Source organism: Facklamia sp. P12955 (assembly GCF_050409565.1).
In the GTDB taxonomy this organism is placed as follows: domain Bacteria; phylum Bacillota; class Bacilli; order Lactobacillales; family Aerococcaceae; genus Facklamia.
Genome location: NZ_JBNUPF010000014.1, coordinates 1 through 18,661, shown reverse-complemented (window position 1 = coordinate 18,661; position 18,661 = coordinate 1). Strand labels below are relative to the sequence as shown.

At 36.0% G+C, this 18,661-nt stretch carries 18 protein-coding genes; 15 read left to right on the top strand and 3 right to left on the bottom strand.

Annotated features, from left to right (window positions below; translation table 11 throughout):
• The first annotated feature begins 33 nt into the window (after positions 1–33).
• The 5 genes from ACQV2G_RS05250 (at position 34) to ACQV2G_RS05230 (ending at position 5,553) form a co-directional block, all read left to right on the top strand.
• A complete protein-coding gene (locus tag ACQV2G_RS05250; protein WP_428876294.1) occupies positions 34–1,335 on the top strand; it encodes an O-antigen ligase family protein in 1,302 nt (433 codons plus the stop codon).
• The gene (locus ACQV2G_RS05245) at positions 1,332–2,399 is read left to right on the top strand and encodes a hypothetical protein (protein ID WP_428876293.1); all 1,068 of its coding nucleotides are present in this window, start codon (positions 1,332–1,334) and stop codon (positions 2,397–2,399) included. Before ACQV2G_RS05250 ends, ACQV2G_RS05245 begins: the two co-directional genes overlap by 4 nt.
• A gap of 13 nt (positions 2,400–2,412) precedes the next feature.
• On the top strand, positions 2,413–3,174 hold the full coding sequence (locus tag ACQV2G_RS05240) for a glycosyltransferase family 2 protein (RefSeq protein WP_428874867.1): 762 nt from the start codon (positions 2,413–2,415) through the stop codon (positions 3,172–3,174).
• A 48-nt stretch (positions 3,175–3,222) separates the two neighbouring features.
• The gene (locus ACQV2G_RS05235) at positions 3,223–4,545 is read left to right on the top strand and encodes a nucleotide sugar dehydrogenase (protein WP_428873589.1); all 1,323 of its coding nucleotides are present in this window, start codon (positions 3,223–3,225) and stop codon (positions 4,543–4,545) included.
• Between the two features lie 129 nt (positions 4,546–4,674).
• The gene (locus tag ACQV2G_RS05230; protein ID WP_428874865.1) at positions 4,675–5,553 is read left to right on the top strand and encodes a M15 family metallopeptidase; all 879 of its coding nucleotides are present in this window, start codon (positions 4,675–4,677) and stop codon (positions 5,551–5,553) included.
• A gap of 158 nt (positions 5,554–5,711) precedes the next feature.
• Here ACQV2G_RS05230 and ACQV2G_RS05225 read toward each other — a convergent pair whose 3' ends face one another.
• Both ACQV2G_RS05225 and ACQV2G_RS05220 read right to left on the bottom strand, forming a co-directional pair.
• Positions 5,712–6,266, bottom strand: coding sequence for a chromate transporter (locus tag ACQV2G_RS05225; RefSeq protein ID WP_428873591.1), 555 nt, complete (start codon positions 6,264–6,266; stop codon positions 5,712–5,714).
• 4 nt (positions 6,267–6,270) lie between these two features.
• Positions 6,271–6,822, bottom strand: a complete 552-nt coding sequence (locus tag ACQV2G_RS05220; RefSeq protein WP_428873592.1) for a chromate transporter — start codon at positions 6,820–6,822, stop codon at positions 6,271–6,273.
• A 144-nt stretch (positions 6,823–6,966) separates the two neighbouring features.
• Between ACQV2G_RS05220 and ACQV2G_RS05215 the strand changes: the two genes are divergently transcribed.
• The 9 genes from ACQV2G_RS05215 to ACQV2G_RS05175 all read left to right on the top strand — a co-directional run bounded on the left by ACQV2G_RS05215 (position 6,967) and on the right by ACQV2G_RS05175 (position 16,784).
• Positions 6,967–8,082, top strand: coding sequence for an ATP-NAD kinase family protein (locus ACQV2G_RS05215; protein WP_428873593.1), 1,116 nt, complete (start codon positions 6,967–6,969; stop codon positions 8,080–8,082).
• A gap of 300 nt (positions 8,083–8,382) precedes the next feature.
• Positions 8,383–10,053, top strand: a complete 1,671-nt coding sequence (locus ACQV2G_RS05210) for a formate--tetrahydrofolate ligase (protein WP_428873594.1) — start codon at positions 8,383–8,385, stop codon at positions 10,051–10,053.
• Positions 10,054–10,147: 94 nt separating this feature from the next.
• Positions 10,148–11,002, top strand: a complete 855-nt coding sequence (locus ACQV2G_RS05205) for a bifunctional 5,10-methylenetetrahydrofolate dehydrogenase/5,10-methenyltetrahydrofolate cyclohydrolase (protein ID WP_428873595.1) — start codon at positions 10,148–10,150, stop codon at positions 11,000–11,002.
• 9 nt (positions 11,003–11,011) lie between these two features.
• Positions 11,012–11,638 (top strand): cyclodeaminase/cyclohydrolase family protein, encoded by a 627-nt coding sequence (locus ACQV2G_RS05200; protein ID WP_428873596.1) that lies wholly within the window; start codon positions 11,012–11,014, stop codon positions 11,636–11,638.
• A gap of 18 nt (positions 11,639–11,656) precedes the next feature.
• Entirely contained in the window at positions 11,657–12,793 is a 1,137-nt protein-coding gene (gene gcvT, locus ACQV2G_RS05195) for a glycine cleavage system aminomethyltransferase GcvT (RefSeq protein ID WP_428873597.1), read from the top strand.
• Between the two features lie 83 nt (positions 12,794–12,876).
• Positions 12,877–13,236, top strand: coding sequence for a glycine cleavage system protein GcvH (gene gcvH / locus ACQV2G_RS05190; protein ID WP_428873598.1), 360 nt, complete (start codon positions 12,877–12,879; stop codon positions 13,234–13,236).
• A 119-nt stretch (positions 13,237–13,355) separates the two neighbouring features.
• On the top strand, positions 13,356–14,705 hold the full coding sequence (gene gcvPA, locus ACQV2G_RS05185) for an aminomethyl-transferring glycine dehydrogenase subunit GcvPA (RefSeq protein WP_428876292.1): 1,350 nt from the start codon (positions 13,356–13,358) through the stop codon (positions 14,703–14,705).
• Positions 14,705–16,198, top strand: coding sequence for an aminomethyl-transferring glycine dehydrogenase subunit GcvPB (gene gcvPB / locus ACQV2G_RS05180; RefSeq protein WP_428873600.1), 1,494 nt, complete (start codon positions 14,705–14,707; stop codon positions 16,196–16,198). The genes gcvPA and gcvPB overlap by 1 nt, the downstream gene beginning before the upstream one ends.
• A gap of 127 nt (positions 16,199–16,325) precedes the next feature.
• Positions 16,326–16,784, top strand: a complete 459-nt coding sequence (locus tag ACQV2G_RS05175; RefSeq protein ID WP_428873601.1) for a Fur family transcriptional regulator — start codon at positions 16,326–16,328, stop codon at positions 16,782–16,784.
• A 48-nt stretch (positions 16,785–16,832) separates the two neighbouring features.
• Here the strand turns inward: ACQV2G_RS05175 and trpS are convergent, their stop codons facing one another.
• Positions 16,833–17,822: a tryptophan--tRNA ligase gene (trpS, locus tag ACQV2G_RS05170; RefSeq protein WP_428876291.1), complete on the bottom strand. Its 990-nt coding sequence runs from the start codon at positions 17,820–17,822 to the stop codon at positions 16,833–16,835.
• Between the two features lie 333 nt (positions 17,823–18,155).
• On the opposite strand from trpS, the gene spxA reads away from it, so the two are divergent.
• The gene (spxA, locus tag ACQV2G_RS05165) at positions 18,156–18,554 is read left to right on the top strand and encodes a transcriptional regulator SpxA (RefSeq protein WP_428873603.1); all 399 of its coding nucleotides are present in this window, start codon (positions 18,156–18,158) and stop codon (positions 18,552–18,554) included.
• The last annotated feature ends 107 nt before the right edge of the window (positions 18,555–18,661 follow it).

The following is an 18,661-nucleotide window of genomic DNA, read 5'->3' as shown; positions in this document are numbered from 1 at the left end:
GTTCGAAAAGAAAGAGTAAGAAAGGAGTGGCCCATGTTTCTATATTGTTTACTTTTAGTTACGAGTGTTTTTTTAGGTTCGCAAATTTTAGCCGTTGAAACGCCAATTGCTCAAATTACCTTTTACCGAATTCTTGCTCTTTTTTCTGTTCTGATTCTTGCTTGGCAAATTTTACAAAAAGATCGAAAGCTTTTATTGGTGTTACCCTCTGCTTCAACACGTATGCTTTTTTGTTTTTTAGCTTGGTGGTTAATTGCTTTAACAACAGGTCTTTGGGCTGAAAATTTTAAAGATTGGCTGCAAGTTTCATTTTTAATGACGGTTGGCATGGCATCAATTGTGGCTATTTATTTTTGGGTGGGTACTAAAAGACAGTGGTTTCGTCTGGCTCAAGCCATGTGGGGGATGATGACTGTCTTAGTATTTTGGGGCTATATCGAAATTATCGGTAATATCTATGTATTTGCAGATATGACCAAATTGGATAAATATGGAACTTTTGATTCCCAACCCTGGACTCGGATTCCAATCACCTTTTTTGCCAATCAAAATGACTATGCTACTTTACTTTTAGCGTATGTCACCCTCTGTATGGTTCTATACTATTACAGTCAAAGATATTGGCAAAGGATGTTCTTACTATTAATGTTTGCATTAACAACATTTTTAATCTACCAAACTAGCTCAAGAATGTCCTTAATATGTTTAATTCTTTTTATCGGCTTACAACTAGTTCGCAACTTCAAGTTGGATCTTTTCCAAGGAAAAAGACTTTATATAATGACCGCCTTTATTATTTTTATGATGTTAATTCCACCTATACGTGAAAAAGTTTTTGAAGTGATTTTTCTAGGTGGTCCACAAGCAGGCTTATCTGGTGATACTAAGCGAATGAATATCTGGCGAAATGGTTTACTTTATTTGACCCAAACTTTTGGCTTAGGGGTTGGATCGGGGAATATCGAGCATTGGGCTAAAGTAAGACCTATCTGGCCAACTAATGAAATAACCAATATGCATAATTGGTGGCTTGAAATTTTAGTTTCTAACGGCATTCTTTCACTGTTACTTTATTTATGGGCATACATTGGAATGATAAGACGGTTGGAGTTTGTTGCTAGAGTGGGGAGAAAGACCTCTGTTTTACAAAGCAATATTTCTTTTGTATTCTATAGTTTTTTAATTATTTTTATTCTAGCAAGTATTACTAGTGCAAATAATATGTTGATTGAATGGCACTGGGTATTTTTTGCTTTAATTATAAGTTGGGTAAAAATAATCGATACAAAAGAACAAACGCAGGATTTTAAAAGTAAAAGGAGTTTAGGAATATGAGCTTAGCTACAGTTTTTCACGAGTTATACCGCTTTATTAAAAATAATTATAGAAGAATTATGTTTGGATCAGTTATTATCTCATTATTAGTTGTAGGAGGAAGGTATGTCGTCAACCGCTTAATAAATAGTGATAAAATTGAATCATATAATTATCTAGCCCATGCCTATCAACAAGACCCAGCTTCATTCCAAGTGATTGTTACAATGGAAGATGGCAGTCTGTTTTCAACTGCGGCTGTCTTTGATGACTATTTTGCGACACCAACTATTATTAAACAAATTGAAGCAGAAACTGGTATCGAGTTTGGAAAATGGCTTCAAGCAGAAAAAAAACTTGAAATGTATAAGACCAACACTTTTCGAGGTGGGCTTGCAGGAATTCGAGATGCCGCTTCAAATGTTATTACTTTAAGATTTTTGGTGGGGAATAATGCTGAAGAAAACTTAAAGATAGCCGAAGCATATGCTGAATTATTAGAAAAACAAAAGCTACCTTTCCTCGGGAAAAATACTGTCTCAATCATTCGGTCACCAGAAATTGGAGAAATGATTCCAATTGATTTGATCGAAGAAGTTCCTAGTAGGGAAACTTTGACCCCATTTCAAACTAAAGAGGCTAAAGGAAGTATTATCTATGGCTTATTGGGTCTCTTTTTAGGCGCTATTTTATCGATAGCTTGGAGCATGATTGCACATTATCGAAGACATAAAATAGGCTATGCTTTTGATTATACTTGGGGAATTAATGATCTGCATTTTATTTATAACCGTCAAGATAATCGAGAAGTCTTAGAAAAATTAATTCGAACTCCTAGTGATAGTCAGCGAGTAATCCTTAGACAACAAAAGCATCAAGAAGTGAATGTTCAAGAACTAATCTCTCCTGAAGGAAACACCTACGGAGTGCAAGCGACTAACTTAGCAAGTCTTGATGCAAACTTTTCACCAAATGAAATTGTTATCGTCTTAGACGCTAATATTACCGATAAAAAGTGGTATAATGACCAACGCCAATTGGCAGAGCTTTATCAAGCAAGAATCAAGATAATTCAGATTATTTAAGGAGAATTGTGAGATGAATTCAAAATCAGGATTGGTGTCGATAATAACCCCTGTTTATAACGCAGAAAGATTCTTAAAAAAAACCATCGAGAGCGTGCTTAATCAGAGTTATCAGAATTGGGAGTGGTTGCTAGTCGATGATTGCTCAAATGATATTAGTGTGAGAATAATTCAAGAATTTGCACAAGAAGATAGCCGTATTCAATTGGTTAATTTATCAAAAAACTCTGGTGCCGCAGTGGCAAGAAACAAGGGGCTTGAATTGGCTAGAGGTAGATATATTTCATTTATTGATAGTGATGATGTTTGGGAATATTGTAAGTTGGAGAAACAATTAGCATTTATGCAAGAAAAGGCGCTATCTTTTACTTATACAAATTTTTCCTTAATAGATGAAAGTGGAGAAACCCTTAAAGAAACAGTAGATTTACCAGAACGTTTAGATTATAATGGTCTTCTAAAAAACACAGCCATTGCTTGCTCTACAGTAATGATTGATCGTGAAAAAATAGGAGACTTTAGAATGCCTTTAGTGCGGAAAGGACAAGACACAGCAACTTGGCTAATGTTAATGCGTGAACGAAAAATTGAAGCTTATGCTTTAAATGAAGTGCTTAATCACTATCGTCAAGTTTCTGGTTCTATTTCCTCCAACAAGCTTTCAGCTCTTAAGCGAACATGGTACACTTATCGCCATTTAGAAAAATTACCACTATATCAGTGCATATATTATTATAGTCATTATGTTTTTCAGGCAATTAAAAGGCGGTTATAATTTAACAAGCAATTATATAAGATAGCTAAATAAGGTTAGGAGACAAAAATGAATATATATCAAAATTTAATTGAAGGTAAAACAAAGTTAGCAGTTGTAGGTTTAGGGTATGTGGGTATGCCGATTGCCATAGAATTTGCTAAGCACATTGAAACAATTGGCTATGACAACAATGTTCATAAAGTGGAGCAATATTTACAGGGTATCGATCCAACTCTAGAGGTTGGAGATGAAGCAGTCAAGAATACAAATTTAGCTTTCACCTACGACCAAAGTAGGCTAAAAGAAGCGAACTTTATTATTGTTGCGGTTCCAACGCCTATCAATCAAGATAAGACACCTAATTTAGATCCGGTTATTTCAGCCACAAGAACTGTAGGTAAAAACATGTCTAAAGGGACTTTAGTTGCTTATGAGTCAACGGTTTATCCTGGGGTTACTGAGGAAATGTGTATTGAAGAACTTGAAGAAAGTTCAGGATTAGTGCATGGTGTTGATTTTTGGGTAGGTTATTCACCTGAAAGAATTAATCCAGGAGATAAGGTCCATACTTTACCAAAAATTAAAAAGATCGTTTCTGCTACAACTGCTGATGCTTTAGATACAATGGCTAAAGTATATGAACTAGTAATTGAAGCGGGTGTTCATCGTGCACCAAGTATTAAAGTTGCTGAAGCCGCTAAAGTTGTTGAAAATAGTCAAAGAGATATTAACATTGCATTTATGAATGAGTTAGCTCTCGTTTTTGATCGAATGGAAATTGATTCGCAAGATGTTATTGATGCCATGAATACCAAATGGAATGCTTTAGGTTTCACACCAGGACTAGTGGGAGGACACTGTATTGGTGTAGATCCTTACTACTTTGTTTACGAGGCAGAAAACTTGGGCTATCATAGTCAGATTATTCTTTCTGGTCGCCAAATAAATGATCAAATGGGAGATTTTATTGGTGATAAGTTGATTAAGCTCATGGTTAAGGCGGGTAAAAAAGTAACAGACTCTAAAGTAGTTATTTTGGGTCTAACTTTTAAAGAGCATACACCAGATACGCGCAACTCAAAAGTTGCCGATATTATCAATTATTTAAGGACTTTCGATATTGAGCCTGTTGTAGTAGATCCTTGGGCTGAATCAAGTGATGCCAAAGCAGAATATGATGTTGATTTAACAGCGTTCGATCAAGTTCAGGATGCGGATGCTGTTATCTTTGCAGTAGCTCATCAGGAATTTCGAGAACTAAATAATACAAGCATCGAAAAATTGTTTAATGCAAAATTATCACCTAAAGAAAGAGTTCTTATAGATGTCAAAAGCATACTGGATGCTGATTATTTTAAGGAAGCTGGCTATACTTTTTGGCGCTTATAATAATAGCTGGCTCTCAAGCACTTTATCGAACAGGATAAATAGTTTGAGAGTTTCCTTAAGTAGTTTGCGTATCAGAATGTTTATTATTGGAACACTTGATCCTTTGAAAACAAATATGAGGTGATAAAAATGAGTATTAAGAAAATTTTCTTAATATTTTTACTTCTACTTATTTTTCCTTTTGACAAAGCGGTGGCTTTAGCTAAATACAATTTACCAGAATTGAGTCAGATTGATGCGATAAAATCAAATGCTAGTGTTGATGAATTAATTGATTCAATTCCTGCTGAGGGAAATTTAAATGATCCCAATTTACTTTTGGTGAATCCAAGCAACCCAATCAACAATCAAATTGAAGTTGATTTAGTTACTTCAATTGAAGGAATTCCATATGCTGCTAACATTGAAGAAAAACTTAGTCAGCTGTTACAAGCAGGTTTGGAGGATGGTTATCTATTTACAATTATTTCAGGATACCGTTCGACAAATCAGCAAGCAGGGTTAGAAAGTTCTAGAAAACAGTCTTTAATGGCGGTCGGTTATAGTGAATCAGAAGCGAGATATTTAACCAATTTATATACAGCACCAGCAAATGCCACAGAGCATATGACTGGGCTCGCTATTGATATATTAGGTCAAGATTGGACCAGCATAGGAGGAGGCTTAACTGAAAATTATAGCGAAACGGCATCGGCCCAATGGTTAGTAGAAAATGCAGCCAATTTTGGGTTTATTTTAAGATACCCTCAAAATAAGACAGAAATGACTACTTTTAATTTTGAACCTTGGCATTATCGCTATGTAGGTCAACTAAATGCGCAATTTATGATGGAACATGGGCTTACTCTTGAAGAGTACCTAGCCCTTATTGAAGAACGTGACCGGCGTAAAAAAATTGAGAAAGTAAAACAAGCGGCTGAAAATCAAGCGGTTGATGAAGCAAAAAGGTGGTTAGAAGAACAAAAGAAAACGATTGATAAACTGTTTTATAACTCATCAACTGATTAAATGACAAAGAGCTTGTGACCGAAGTTAGCTAAAACACCGTCCTTAACACTGTTAAACAGCGTTAAGGACGGTGTTTTAGTTTTATTAAATAAACAAAGAGTTGCCTACCTTCTGTTTAATATAACCCTAAAAAGGACAAATGAGTAACAACTGATTTTTTAAAATGCATGATAAATCAAATTAACAATCCCTGCAGAAATCATAATCACGATGGGGTTAGCTTTAAACTTATTAAGTAATAGCATGGCTATAATAAAAATTACCAACATTAACCAATTAGGGTCCATCCAAACAACAGTCTCTTTTTGCCAAATAGCATTCACAAAAATTGATAAGCCCGAACTAGCTATTAAGGCAATCACTATAGGCCTAAGGATAAAAAGGGTGTCTTGCATTAAACTTAGTTTTTGAAAACGCTGATAAAGATAGGCTAAAAAAGTCACGATAATTATCGATGGTAAGGTACAGCCGATAGTAGCAACTATTGCACCACTGACACCACCGATTTGAGTACCAATAAAAGTAGAGGCATTAATAGCAATTGGACCAGGTGTCATTTGTGAGATTGTAATTAGATGACCAAATTCTTCTAAAGATAGCCAATGCTCTTGGTGAACAACCAAGTCTTCAATCAAAGGCAAAGCAGCATAGCCACCACCAAAAGAAAGTAAGCCAATATTTAAAAAAGTAAGAAATAGTTCCCAATAAATCAAGTAATCACCTCTTCAAATAAGAATAAATAAAGCCACCACATAAAGAAATAAGAATTAACCATGAAATCGGGAAGTTAAAATAACTAACTAAAATGAGAGCGCTTATAAAAATGAGAATTAGATACTTTTCTTTTTGTTTAACAAGATCTTTGATCATGGTATAAACAACAGAAACAATTACCGCTGCTACTCCCGCTTGCATTCCTTCTAACATCCAAGCCACCCATTGATTTTCAATAAAGACCTGATAAAAATGTGCAATGATAGAGATAATTGCAAAAGGAGGAAGAATAGTGGCAAAAACAGTGGTGAGAACACCGAGCCATCCTGCTAATTGATAACCTACAATCACCGCGGCATTAATAGCGATTGCCCCTGGAGAAGATTGAGCGATTGCGATTAAATCGAGCATTTGATTTTCTTCAAACCAATGATAGTCATCAACAAATTGCTTTTTCATAAGACTTACAATTACATAACCTCCACCAAAGGTAAAAGCACTTAATAGAAAAGTCACTCTAAACAATTTGATATAAAATTTCAAATTTTTTTGCAAAAAATCACTCCTACAAGGAACTTGTAAAATCAGACAATTTAAATTATAGAAAGAAAAGTAAAAATTGTAAACTAGAGCTTAGGTATGACAAGAACATTTATAAGACCTATAATAGAATAGAAGATTATTGAGAGGAGAGAATTAATGAAAAAATTAGGAATTGTAGTAAATCCCATTGCTGGTATGGGAGGACGAGTTGGTTTAAAAGGTACCGATGGTAAAGATGTATTAACTGAGGCGATTAAGAGAGGAGCTAATCCTGAGGCCCCTTTAAAAGCCTTGAAAGCGCTCAAAGAATTAGCTCCTCTTAAAGAAGAATTAATTGTATATGTTGCTTCTGGTAAAATGGGAGAAGATTTAGTAAAAGAAACCGAATTGAATTATGAAGTGATTCATCAAATCGATGGTGACAGTATGGCGAAGGATACCATTCATTTAGTTGAAAAATTTCAAGAGAGAGAGGTGGATTTAATACTTTTTGCAGGAGGCGACGGAACGGCACGTGATATTGCTTCAGTTACTCAACTTGCTATTCCAACGATTGGGATACCAGCGGGTGTTAAGATTCATTCTCCTGTTTATGCAGTGACACCGGAACATGCCGGTAAGTTAGCTTTGAGGTATTTGAAAGACAAGGAATTGTCTCTAAAAGATGAGGAAGTTATCGATATTGAAGAAGATGCATTCCGTAGGGATGAAATAATTACTAAAGTCTATGGATACCTAAGTGTTCCTTATGATGAAAGTCATTTACAAAATTTGAAATCACCTACTCCTCAATCGGATGAGGCAGCAAGAGTTTCTATAGCGCTTGATATTATAGATAGAATGGAAGAAGATGTCTTCTACATTATTGGCTCTGGTTCAACAGTTGCTCCGGTAATGTTAGAGTTAGGTCTGGAACCAACATTATTAGGTGTTGATATCATTCGAAATAAAAAAGTTGTAAAAAAAGATGTCTATGAACAAGAGATTTTGGATATCATTGGGGACAAGCCAGCTAAATTGATTGTTACACCGATGGGTGGTCAAGGATATCTCTTTGGCCGAGGCAATCATCAATTATCTGACAAGGTTCTTGCCAAGCTAGATAAAGAGGATATTATAATCGTTGCAACACCAGGAAAATTAAACACCTTAAAAGGTCAACCGCTTTTAGTTTATACAGGTAATCGTGAAATTGATGAAAAATTAGCTGGTTATCATAAAATTTTACTAGGATACCATAACTCCAGAATGTATAAGGTAAGTGCAATTTAAGAAATAACGAAAATTTTGTGAAAAAAGATTAAGTTGACCAAGTGGTTATCACTATATTAATAACAACTTTCATCTATTAAATAGCGGTTGTGAAAAGCACAACTAACTTTCTTTATTGATAATATAAACAAATTTAGTACTTGCTTACATAAAAATGTTTGTGAAAAAACCGAATTGCAAGCTAAAAATGCAATTTTTTAAAAACTGTCTGCAAAATGTAAGAGTTTCCTAACGTTTTATGGTATGATGAAAGATGCATAGAGATACTATGTGATTTATCTAAAGGGGGAAAAGATTTTAATGAAGACAGATATTCAAATCGCACAGGAAGCTAAATTGCAACCAATTGAAGATGTGGCTGCAAAGTTAGGTATTTCTAATGATGTATTAGAGCCTTACGGTAAAACAAAAGCTAAAATCGATTTTACTAAATTAGATATGGATAACAAGGACTTAGGAAAATTAATTCTTGTTACAGCGATTACTCCAACTCCTGCTGGTGAAGGTAAAACAACTACTTCAATCGGCTTGGCAGACGGAATGTCTAAAATTGGTAAGAAAACAGCAGTTGCTTTACGTGAGCCTTCATTAGGACCAGTATTTGGTATTAAAGGTGGAGCAGCTGGTGGTGGATACGCACAAGTTGTTCCAATGGAAGATATTAACTTACACTTTACTGGAGACTTCCACGCGATTGGAGCAGCAACTAACTTAATCGCTGCCTTATTAGATAACCACATCCACCATGGTAACGCATTAGATATTGATACAAACCGAATTGTATGGCGTCGTGTTGTCGATATGAACGACCGTCAATTACGTAATATTGTAAATGGATTAGGCCGTCGTGTTGATGGAGTAACACGTGAAGATGGTTACGACATCGTTGTAGCTTCTGAAGTAATGGCAGCATTCTGTCTATCTAATAATTTACAAGAATTAAAAGAAAAATTAGGTAATATGATCGTTGCTTACACTCGTAAAGATAATAAGCCAGTTACTGTTAAAGATATTAATGGTGCTGGAGCTGCAACTGCATTACTTAAAGATGCAATCAAGCCAAATATTGTACAAACTTTAGAAGGGACACCAGCTTTTGTGCACGGTGGACCATTCGCAAACATTGCTCACGGATGCAACTCAATTATTGCAACGAAACTAGCAATGAATTATGCAGATTACACAATTACTGAAGCTGGTTTCGGTGCAGACTTAGGTGCTGAGAAATTCTTAGACATCAAATGTCGTCAAGCAGGGATAGCTCCTTCAGCAGTTGTAATCGTTGCAACAATCCGTGCATTGAAGATGCATGGTGGAGTTGATAAAAAAGAATTAGGACCTGAAAATGTAGAAGCTTTACGTAAAGGTATGCCTAACTTAATGCGTCACATTAACAATATTAAGAATGTGTTCGGATTAAACCCAGTAGTAGCTATCAATGCGTTCCCAACTGATACAGATGCCGAAATTGAAGCATTACGTGAAGAATGTGAAAAAGAAGGCGTTAAAGTTGTTCTTTCAACTCACTTCTCTGATGGAGGTGAAGGTGCAACTGAACTAGCTAAGGCTGTAGTTGAAGCATCTGAAAAAGAAAGCAACTTTAAGTTTGCTTATGATGTAGAAGCTTCTATCGAAGAAAAACTTGAAACATTAGTAACTAGAATCTACGGTGGTGCAAAAGTTGAGTTTACTTCAGTAGCTAAGAAGAAAATTAAGCAATTCACCGAGCAAGGACATGGTAAATTACCAATTTGTATGGCTAAAACGCAATATTCATTCTCCGATGATCCTAAATTATTAGGAGCTCCAGAAGGATTTACTGTTACTATCCGTGACTTAACCGTTTCTGCTGGTGCAGGCTTCCTAGTTGCTATGACAGGTGACATTATGAAGATGCCTGGCTTACCAAAAGAACCAGCTGCTAACCGTATTGATGTTGATGAAAAAGGTAACATTGAAGGATTGTTCTAAAAAGAATTGATTCTAAGATAAAATTAATAGTCGAGCGAGTAAATTTTTGCTCGTTCGACTTTTACAGTGTATTGAATAGAAAAGGGAGGATCTTATGGGCAAGATTTTAGATGGTAAAGAAGTTGGGAAAGCAATTCGCGAGCGTACTCGTCAAGAAGCAGAAGCTTTAAGAGAAAAAGGGATTGTTCCTAAATTAGTAGTGTTACGTGTCGATGAAAACCCTTCTTCCATGGCTTATGAAAAAAATGCTATGAAAGTAATGGAAAAATGTGGAATCGAAGCAGAAGCTCGTACTGAATTGGATGCTAAGACCACCGAAGATGTCTTAAAAATTATCGATGAATTAAATGCAGATAAATCTGTGTCAGGCGTTATCATTATGCAACCATTCCCGGAAGGAATTGAGCGAGCAGAAATTGCTGAGCGCTTAAATCCATATAAAGACGTAGATGCCTTGAACCCAGTTAACTTAGGTAAGCTAATTAACAATGATCCAACTGCAATGGCTCCTTCTACAGCACAAGCTTGTATCGAAATTCTTGATTACTATGACTATGAATTAGAGGGTGCTGAAGTTTGTGTTATTGGTTCATCACCAGTTGTTGGTAAGCCATTAGCAGTTATGTTATCAAACCGTAATGCAACTGTTTCAAATACACATGTCTATACTAAAGACAACACTATCCACACTACTTTAGCTGACATTGTGGTCTCAGCTACCGGAGCTTTAGGACTTGTTGGCCCTGACTACATCAAAGAAGGTGCAACAGTAATTGATGTTGGCTTTGGTTACAAAGATGGTAAGGCAACTGGAGATGTTCGCTTTGATGAAGTTGAGCCTAAAGCAAGTGCTATCACTCCTGTCCCAGGTGGTGTTGGTTCTGTAACAACAGGTGTTCTGGCTTCACAAGTTGTTAAAGGTGCTAAGCTTCTAAATGGCTTAGAATAGGAGCGCGTAATGAAAGAATTAAAAGTCACAGAATTTATTGACAAGTTAGCTTCTAATGATCCAACTCCTGGTGGAGGGGCTGCAGCGGGCGTTACAGCTGGATTGGGTATTGGTGCTATTTTGATGGCTATGATTTTCTCGCAAAGTGATAAATTGTCTAAAGAGGATCAAACTTTTCTTGCTAAAAAAATTGAAGAGTTTGAAAAAAGTAAAGAGATTTTTGTGAACATTATCGACCGCGATGCAACTGAGTTTGAACCACTTTCTAAAGCGTATGGTATGCCGAGAGCAACAGACGTAGAAAAACAAGTGCGTAATGAAGCAATTCAAAGTGGGTTAGTAATTGCATCTCAACCTCCAGTTGACTTGATTTCAGAAGTCAGCCAAATTGTGGAGGGCTTTGACAAGGTTATTCCTTTAATTAAAAAAATCATCGTTTCCGATGTTGGTGTAGGTCTTCAAATGTTACGTTCGGCTGTTCAGGCTTCTTCATTAAACTTATATATTAATGGAGGACAGCTTAAGGATAAGGAAAAGCAAGAAGAGTATTATGAGCTTGCTAACAACAAGGTCGCTGAATTGTCCTCTCAATTAGATGAATACTACGCACAAGTCAAAGATATTTTAATCAAGTAAGGCGAAGGAGATAGTATAATGACAAACGTTCAATTAGATGAAAATGGATTGAAAAAAACACCTATGTATGACTATTACATCGAAAAAGGATGCAAGATTACAGATTTTGGTGGATGGGGATTACCAATTCAAATCACCAAAATTGCTGAGGAGCACGAGGCAGTTCGTAATGCAGTAGGTTTATTTGACGCTTCACATATGGGAGAGGTTCGTGTTAAATCGGCTAAGATGAATGCTTATGACTGGTGGAACGGATTAATCACTAATGATGTGCATAAAGCTACTTTCAACGGAAAAGCTCAATATACCGCTGTATGTAAAGAAGATGGCGGCATCTTAGATGATTTGATTTATTACCGCCGCAATGATGACGAGTTTGTTGCAACTCCAAACGGCTCTAACCGTGAAAAGATTGTTCAATGGATGCATGATCATAATCAAGAGGGTCAAGTTGAGATCACAGATGAAACTTATGACTGGGGATTAATCGCTGTTCAAGGACCAAATGCTGAAGAATTATTGGCTCGCATTACAGATACTAACTTGAAAGAGATTGAATATTATTCTTATAAGCAAGATCAAGTAGTAGCTGGTTTTGATCGTGTTCAAATCTCACGTACTGGTTATACCGGTGAAGAAGGTTTCGAACTATATATTCCAGCTGAACATATGCTTGAGATTTGGAAGAAATTAGTTGAAGAAGGTCAAGATTTAGGTGTTAAAGAATGTGCGCTAGGAGCACGTGACACTTTACGCCTTGAAGCTGGTTTACCACTGTATGGCAATGACTTCGATGAGAGCGTCAACCCAATCGCAGGTGGTATTGCATTTGCAGCACCAAAAGCTAAAGAAGCAGATTACATCGGAAAAGAAGCAATTGCTGCTTATCGCGCCGGCGATAAGAAAGAAGCGTCTCGAGGATTTAAGATTGACGGCAAACAAATCGCTCGTCATGGTATGGAAGTTAAAAATCAAGAGGGTGAAGTGATTGGGGTAGTAACATCAGGAACGAAATCACCTACATTAGGATACCCTCTAGGTTTCATGCGTGTTGCCACTGATTATAAAGTTGGTGATAAAGTAATTATCGATATCCGCGGTAAAGAAATTGAAGCAGAATTAACTAAGAAAGACTGGTTAGCTGCTAGTAAGTAAATTTAAACTAAAGTGGTTTCATTTTTGTTAAATGTTTGATAAAATGAGCACATAAACAATTTTAAGAAAAGGGGTCATTTATAATGTCACAAGTATTTTTTACAGAAGAACACGAATTTATTGAAATTTTAGCACCTAACAAAGCACGTGTAGGTATCACTGCTTTTGCTGCAGAGCAATTAGGAGATATCGTTCACGTTGAATTACCAGAAGTCGACGATGAATTCGATGCTGAAGAAGAAATCGCAACAGTAGAATCTGTTAAATCTGTATCTGAAGTATACGCACCTTTTGCAGGTAAAGTAGTTGCGGTGAACGAAGAGTTAGAAGATGCACCAGAATCAGTTAACGAAGATGCTCAAGGTAAAGGATGGTTCTTCGAAATTGAGACTGAAGAAGACATCGATACATCAGAATTCTTAACTGAAGAGCCAGCTGAATAATCATAAATTTTAAAGGTTTGTTTATTAGAGTGACTCTATGTCACTCTAATATTTAAGTCAAAATTGCTATTAATTTAAAAAGTACGAATTAAAGAAAAAAATAGACTAAGGAGCAGATCATGGCAAAATTTAGATATTTACCTAACACAGACCAAGACCGCCAAGCAATGCTAGAAACAATTGGCGTTAAAGATATTATGGATATCTTCTCTGACTTGCCAGAAAATGTACGCCGTACAGGCAAAATGAACTTACCTGAACCACTTTCTGAATTGGAAATTGTTAAAGAACTGACTAGAATGTCGGCTCTAAACACTTCGTCCAGTCAAATGCCTTTTTTCTTAGGTGCTGGAACGTATGACCACCATGTACCTTCGATTGTTAATCATATTATTATGCGTCAAGAGTTCTTAACTGCTTATGTTCCCTACCAACCAGAAGTATCTCAAGGAGAATTGCAAGCATTATTTGAATGGCAAACAATGATTGCTGAACTGACAGGTATGGATTTGGCAAACTGTGGTATGTATGATGGATATAACGCAGTTTCCGAAGCAGCAAACCTTGCGTTTAACCATGTTAAGAAGTCTAAAAAAGTATTAGTTTCTAAAGGGTTAAACCCACAAGCAATTGAAACTGTAAAAACTTACGGTTTCGGTAAAGATTACGCTGTTGAAGAAATAGCACTTGAAAATGAAGTCACAAGTCTTGAAGATTTAAAAGCTAAATTAGATGCTGAAGTAGCGGCAGTTATTGTTCAATATCCAAACTTCTTTGGATCGGTTGAGGATTTAAAAGCAATTAAGTCAGCTTTAGAAGGAACAAAAACATTGTTAATTGTTTCTGCTAATCCATTAGCTCTTGGAAAACTAGAAAAACCAGGTGCTTTTGGAGCAGATATTACTGTTGGAGATGTTCAGCCTTTCGGTATACCAATGTCTTTAGGTGGCCCTCACTGTGGTTACTTTGCCGTTAATGACAAGTTAATGCGTAAGATTCCTTCGCGTATTGTCGGGGAAACAGTAGATGAAGAAGGTAGACGTGGATTCGTTATGACCCTTTCTACACGCGAGCAACATATCCGTCGTGAAAAGGCAACCTCTAACTACTCTTCAAACCAAGCTTTATTCGCTTTAGCATCATCTATTGCTATGTCAGCATACGGTAAGGTTGGTATTCAAGAATTAGCACAGGCTAATATCAATAATACACATTATCTTGCGAAAGAACTAAAAGCAGCAGGTTTTGAAATTCTTAACACTAGACCGTTTTTCAACGAGTTTGTTATCAAACTAAATAAAGATGTACGTCAAGTCAATAAAGAATTATTTGAAAAAGGATTTGTTGGTGGCTTTGATGCTTCAAAAGCAATTGGTGTTGATAATGCCTATCTACTTTGTGTAACTGAAAAGCGTACCAAAGAAGAAATGGATAAATTTGTAACTGCTTTAGTGGAGGTGGCAAAATAATGATCTTACAAGATTATGATAAATTGATTTTTGAAATTTCGCAAGAAGGGCACACAGCTTATGATTTGCCAGTTTCTGAAGTAGAAGAGTATGACTTATTATCAGAATTAGGAGAATATGCACGTCAAGAACCTGCGCGTTTGCCAGAAGCTTCTGAACTACAAATTGTACGTCACTATACAGCACTTTCAAACCGTAACTTTGGTGTTGAATCAGGTCCTTATCCATTAGGATCATGTACAATGAAGTATAATCCAAAGATTAACGAAGATGTAGCTGCTATGGATGGCTTTGCGAATATTCATCCTTTACAAGATCCAGACACTATTCAAGGTGCACTACAATTAATGTATGAATTACAAGAATATTTGAAGGAAATCACTCAATTTCCAGCATTAACTTTACAACCAGCTGCAGGTGCTCAAGGTGAGTTAGCAGCAATATTAGCTTTTAAAGCTTATTTTGAATCCATTGGAGAATTGGAGCAACGTCGAGTAATACTAATTCCTGACTCTGCTCACGGAACAAACCCAGCCACAGCTATGGTAGCTGGTTTCGAAACGGTTGAGCTTCCTTCCACTCCAGAAGGGATTATTGATGTCGAGGCAGTGCGTGCTGCTGTAGGGCCAAATATTGCCGGTATTATGATTACAAACCCATCAACAGCTGGTTTGTTTGAAAAAGATGCTAAGGAAATTGTAGATATTGTTCACGAAGCGGGTGGACTTGCTTATTATGATGGTGCAAACTTAAATGCTATTATGGGATTAACTTCTCCAGGTGCAATGGGCTTTGACGCTTGTCACTTGAACTTACATAAGACCTTTACTGGACCTCATGGTGGTGGAGGACCAGGATCAGGACCAATTGGCGTTGTGGATAAATTAGCACCATTTATTCCTGGACCCAATGTGGTAAAAAATGGCGACAAATATGAGCTTGAAACACCTGAGAAATCTTATGGTCGTATCAAAGGAAACTTTGGAAACTTTGGTGTAAACGTTCGTGCTTATACATACATTCGCTCAATGGGAGCTGAAGGATTACGTCGTGCTTCTGAAGATGCTGTTCTTAATGCTAACTATTTACGAGTACGTGTTAATGAATACTTTGATGCACCATTCCCTAACTTCAACAAAAACGACTTTGTATTGGACTTAAGTCGTCACAAGAAAGATTATGGAGTAACAGCTAAAGATGTTGGTAAGCGACTTTTAGACTTTGGTATTCATGCTCCAACAACTTACTTCCCATTGCATGTTAATGAATGTTTAATGGTTGAGCCGACTGAAACAGAATCTAAGCAAGACTTAGATTATGTAGCAGATATCTTAATTAAGATTAATCAAGAGGCTATTAATAATCCTGAAATTGTTCAAACAGCTCCACATAATACACCCGTAAGACGTTTGGATGAAGCAGGAGCTTCTCGTAAGCCAGTTCTAAAATATACTTTTGAGAAACATGAATCAGAATCTGCTGAAGTAGAATAAAAAAATCAAAATCAACTGATCTCGGTCAGTTGATTTTTTGATGGATATAATTTAAAATGTTAAATTGTAACAGCTTCAATTTATTATCATTCATTTCTATATAAACATATTAGAAGGTGGTTTGTCCATGCAAACAGAAAAGGCTATTGAATCCGATATTAATCAACTTTTAGAAAAAATGAAGAAGGGTAAAGTTCGTATAACTCCTCAAAGACGAGCCATCTTAAAAACAATCTTGACAAAAGTCAAGCATCCAAGTGTTGAAGAGATTTACCAGCAAGTTCAACAAGACTATCCACAAATGAGTTTAGCAACAGTTTATAATAATGTTCGTGCTTTTGTGAATGCAGGCATTTTACAAGAGTTGAACATTGATGAAAAAACAAAACACTATGATATTAATGTGCACCCCCACGGACATACAATTTGCGAAGCTTGTGGAAAAATTGAAGATGTTTTTTTAAATCAATTTAATGATATATACACCGAAATAAAAGAGTTAGATAAATTTAAGGTAAGAGCGATGGAAGTATCCTTTTATGGGTTTTGTCAAGAGTGTTATGAGAAAGAAGCACAAAACAATTAAAGAAAACTGCCAACTTGTTGAATAAGTTGGCAGTTTTTTTGCTATGTACTATCTATATCGTATACCCATTACTTTCTCCATACGAGCCAATGTCTGAGAAGCTGTTTCATTAGCTTTAGTTGCACCTATAGAAAGAATATCATAAAGTTCATCGCCTGCGATTAGCTGATTATAACGCTTTTGAATAGGCTCTAAGACAGATACAACTAAATCAGCTAAGTCTGATTTAAAGCGACCATAACCTAAGTCATGATATTGATTAACGATCTTTTTAATTGGCTGTTCACTTAAGCTTGCGTAAATTTCAATTAAGTTGGATAAACCAGCTTGGTTAGCCGTGTCATAATTAACGACTCCAATTGAATCAGTAACAGCTGATTTAATTTTCTTAATGATTTGACGCGGTTCATCCAACATTGAGATTTTACTTTTTTCATTTTCATCTGATTTGGACATTTTTCGACTTGGGTCTTGCAGACTCATAACTCGCTTACCAGCATTTGGATAAATAGGTTCTGGTTTAACTAATATGTCTTCTCCGTAGCGGTTGTTAAAACGGTCTACAAAATTTCTTGTTAATTCAATATGCTGACGCTGGTCATCACCTACTGGAACATATTTAGCATCATAAAGAACTATATCACCAACCATTAATGCCGGGTAACAAAGTAAGCCAGCACCAACTGATTCTTGTTTAGCAGACTTGTCTTTATATTGTGTCATTCGTTCTAGCTCACCTACGCCAATCTGACAGGTAATGAGCCAAGCAATTTGAGAGTGAGCAGGTACTTCTGATTGTACGAATACTGTGGATTTGTTCGGATCGATACCAATCGCTAAATAAAGGGCAGCTAGTTGCTTAGTTTGTCTTACCAATATTTCAGGGTCCTGTGGGACTGTGATGGCATGTTGATTCACAATACAATAGGTTGCTTGATATTTATCTTGTAAATCAACAAATGATTTCATGGCTCCAATATAGTTTCCAAGAGTAGGTATGGAGGATGGTTGTACACCGGAAAAAATGGTCTCTTTCATGATCTTCCTCTTTCTAATGGCTTATATTTACATTAATAATTATAACCTATCTAAAATTAAATGCTAGCTTTTATGAAAAAAGATTGAGTGTTTTCACAAACTGGCAGTTTTTCATCAGTAATTCTAATAAATGTCACACACTAATCATTGATTATAGTTTGCTTTAAAGCATTTTTGTTGCTATAATTCTATATGTAGTACTAAATACTTTGTGAAACTCACTTATTGTATCGAATAGATTTGATTGTTAAATGATAAAATCTTAAGTTCAATAATTGAATATGTACGTGTCTTTAAGAGAGAAGAATGTTCACAAGAGAGGATGATCTTTTAATGGTAACATTATATGTAACTCCAAGTTGCACGTCATGTAGAAAAGCCCGTTCATGGCTAGAAGAAAATAATATTGCATTCGAAGAGCGCAATATTTTCACTGAACCTTTAACGATAAACGAAATAAAAGGTATTTTGCGTATGACAGAGGAAGGGACAGAGGATATCGTTTCAACTCGGTCAAAAGCCTATTCAGAATTAGATGTAGAAATCAGCGAATTACCTTTAAATGATTTTTTTGAGTTAGTTCAAAATCAACCAGGTTTGTTGCGTCGACCAATTATTTTAGATGATAAACGCATTCAGATTGGTTACAACGAGGATGAAATCAGACGTTTCTTGCCTCGAGAAGTAAGAGCTCGCGCATTGCGTCACGCTCGTGCTTTGGTAAATGAATAAACAAAAATTTGAGCCTTCGGGCTCTTTTTTTGAATAAATAGAATTGCATTGGATAAGCTGTCAACCGTAAATGAAAATGTCCTGAAATTTTAAAAATTTGCGGGATA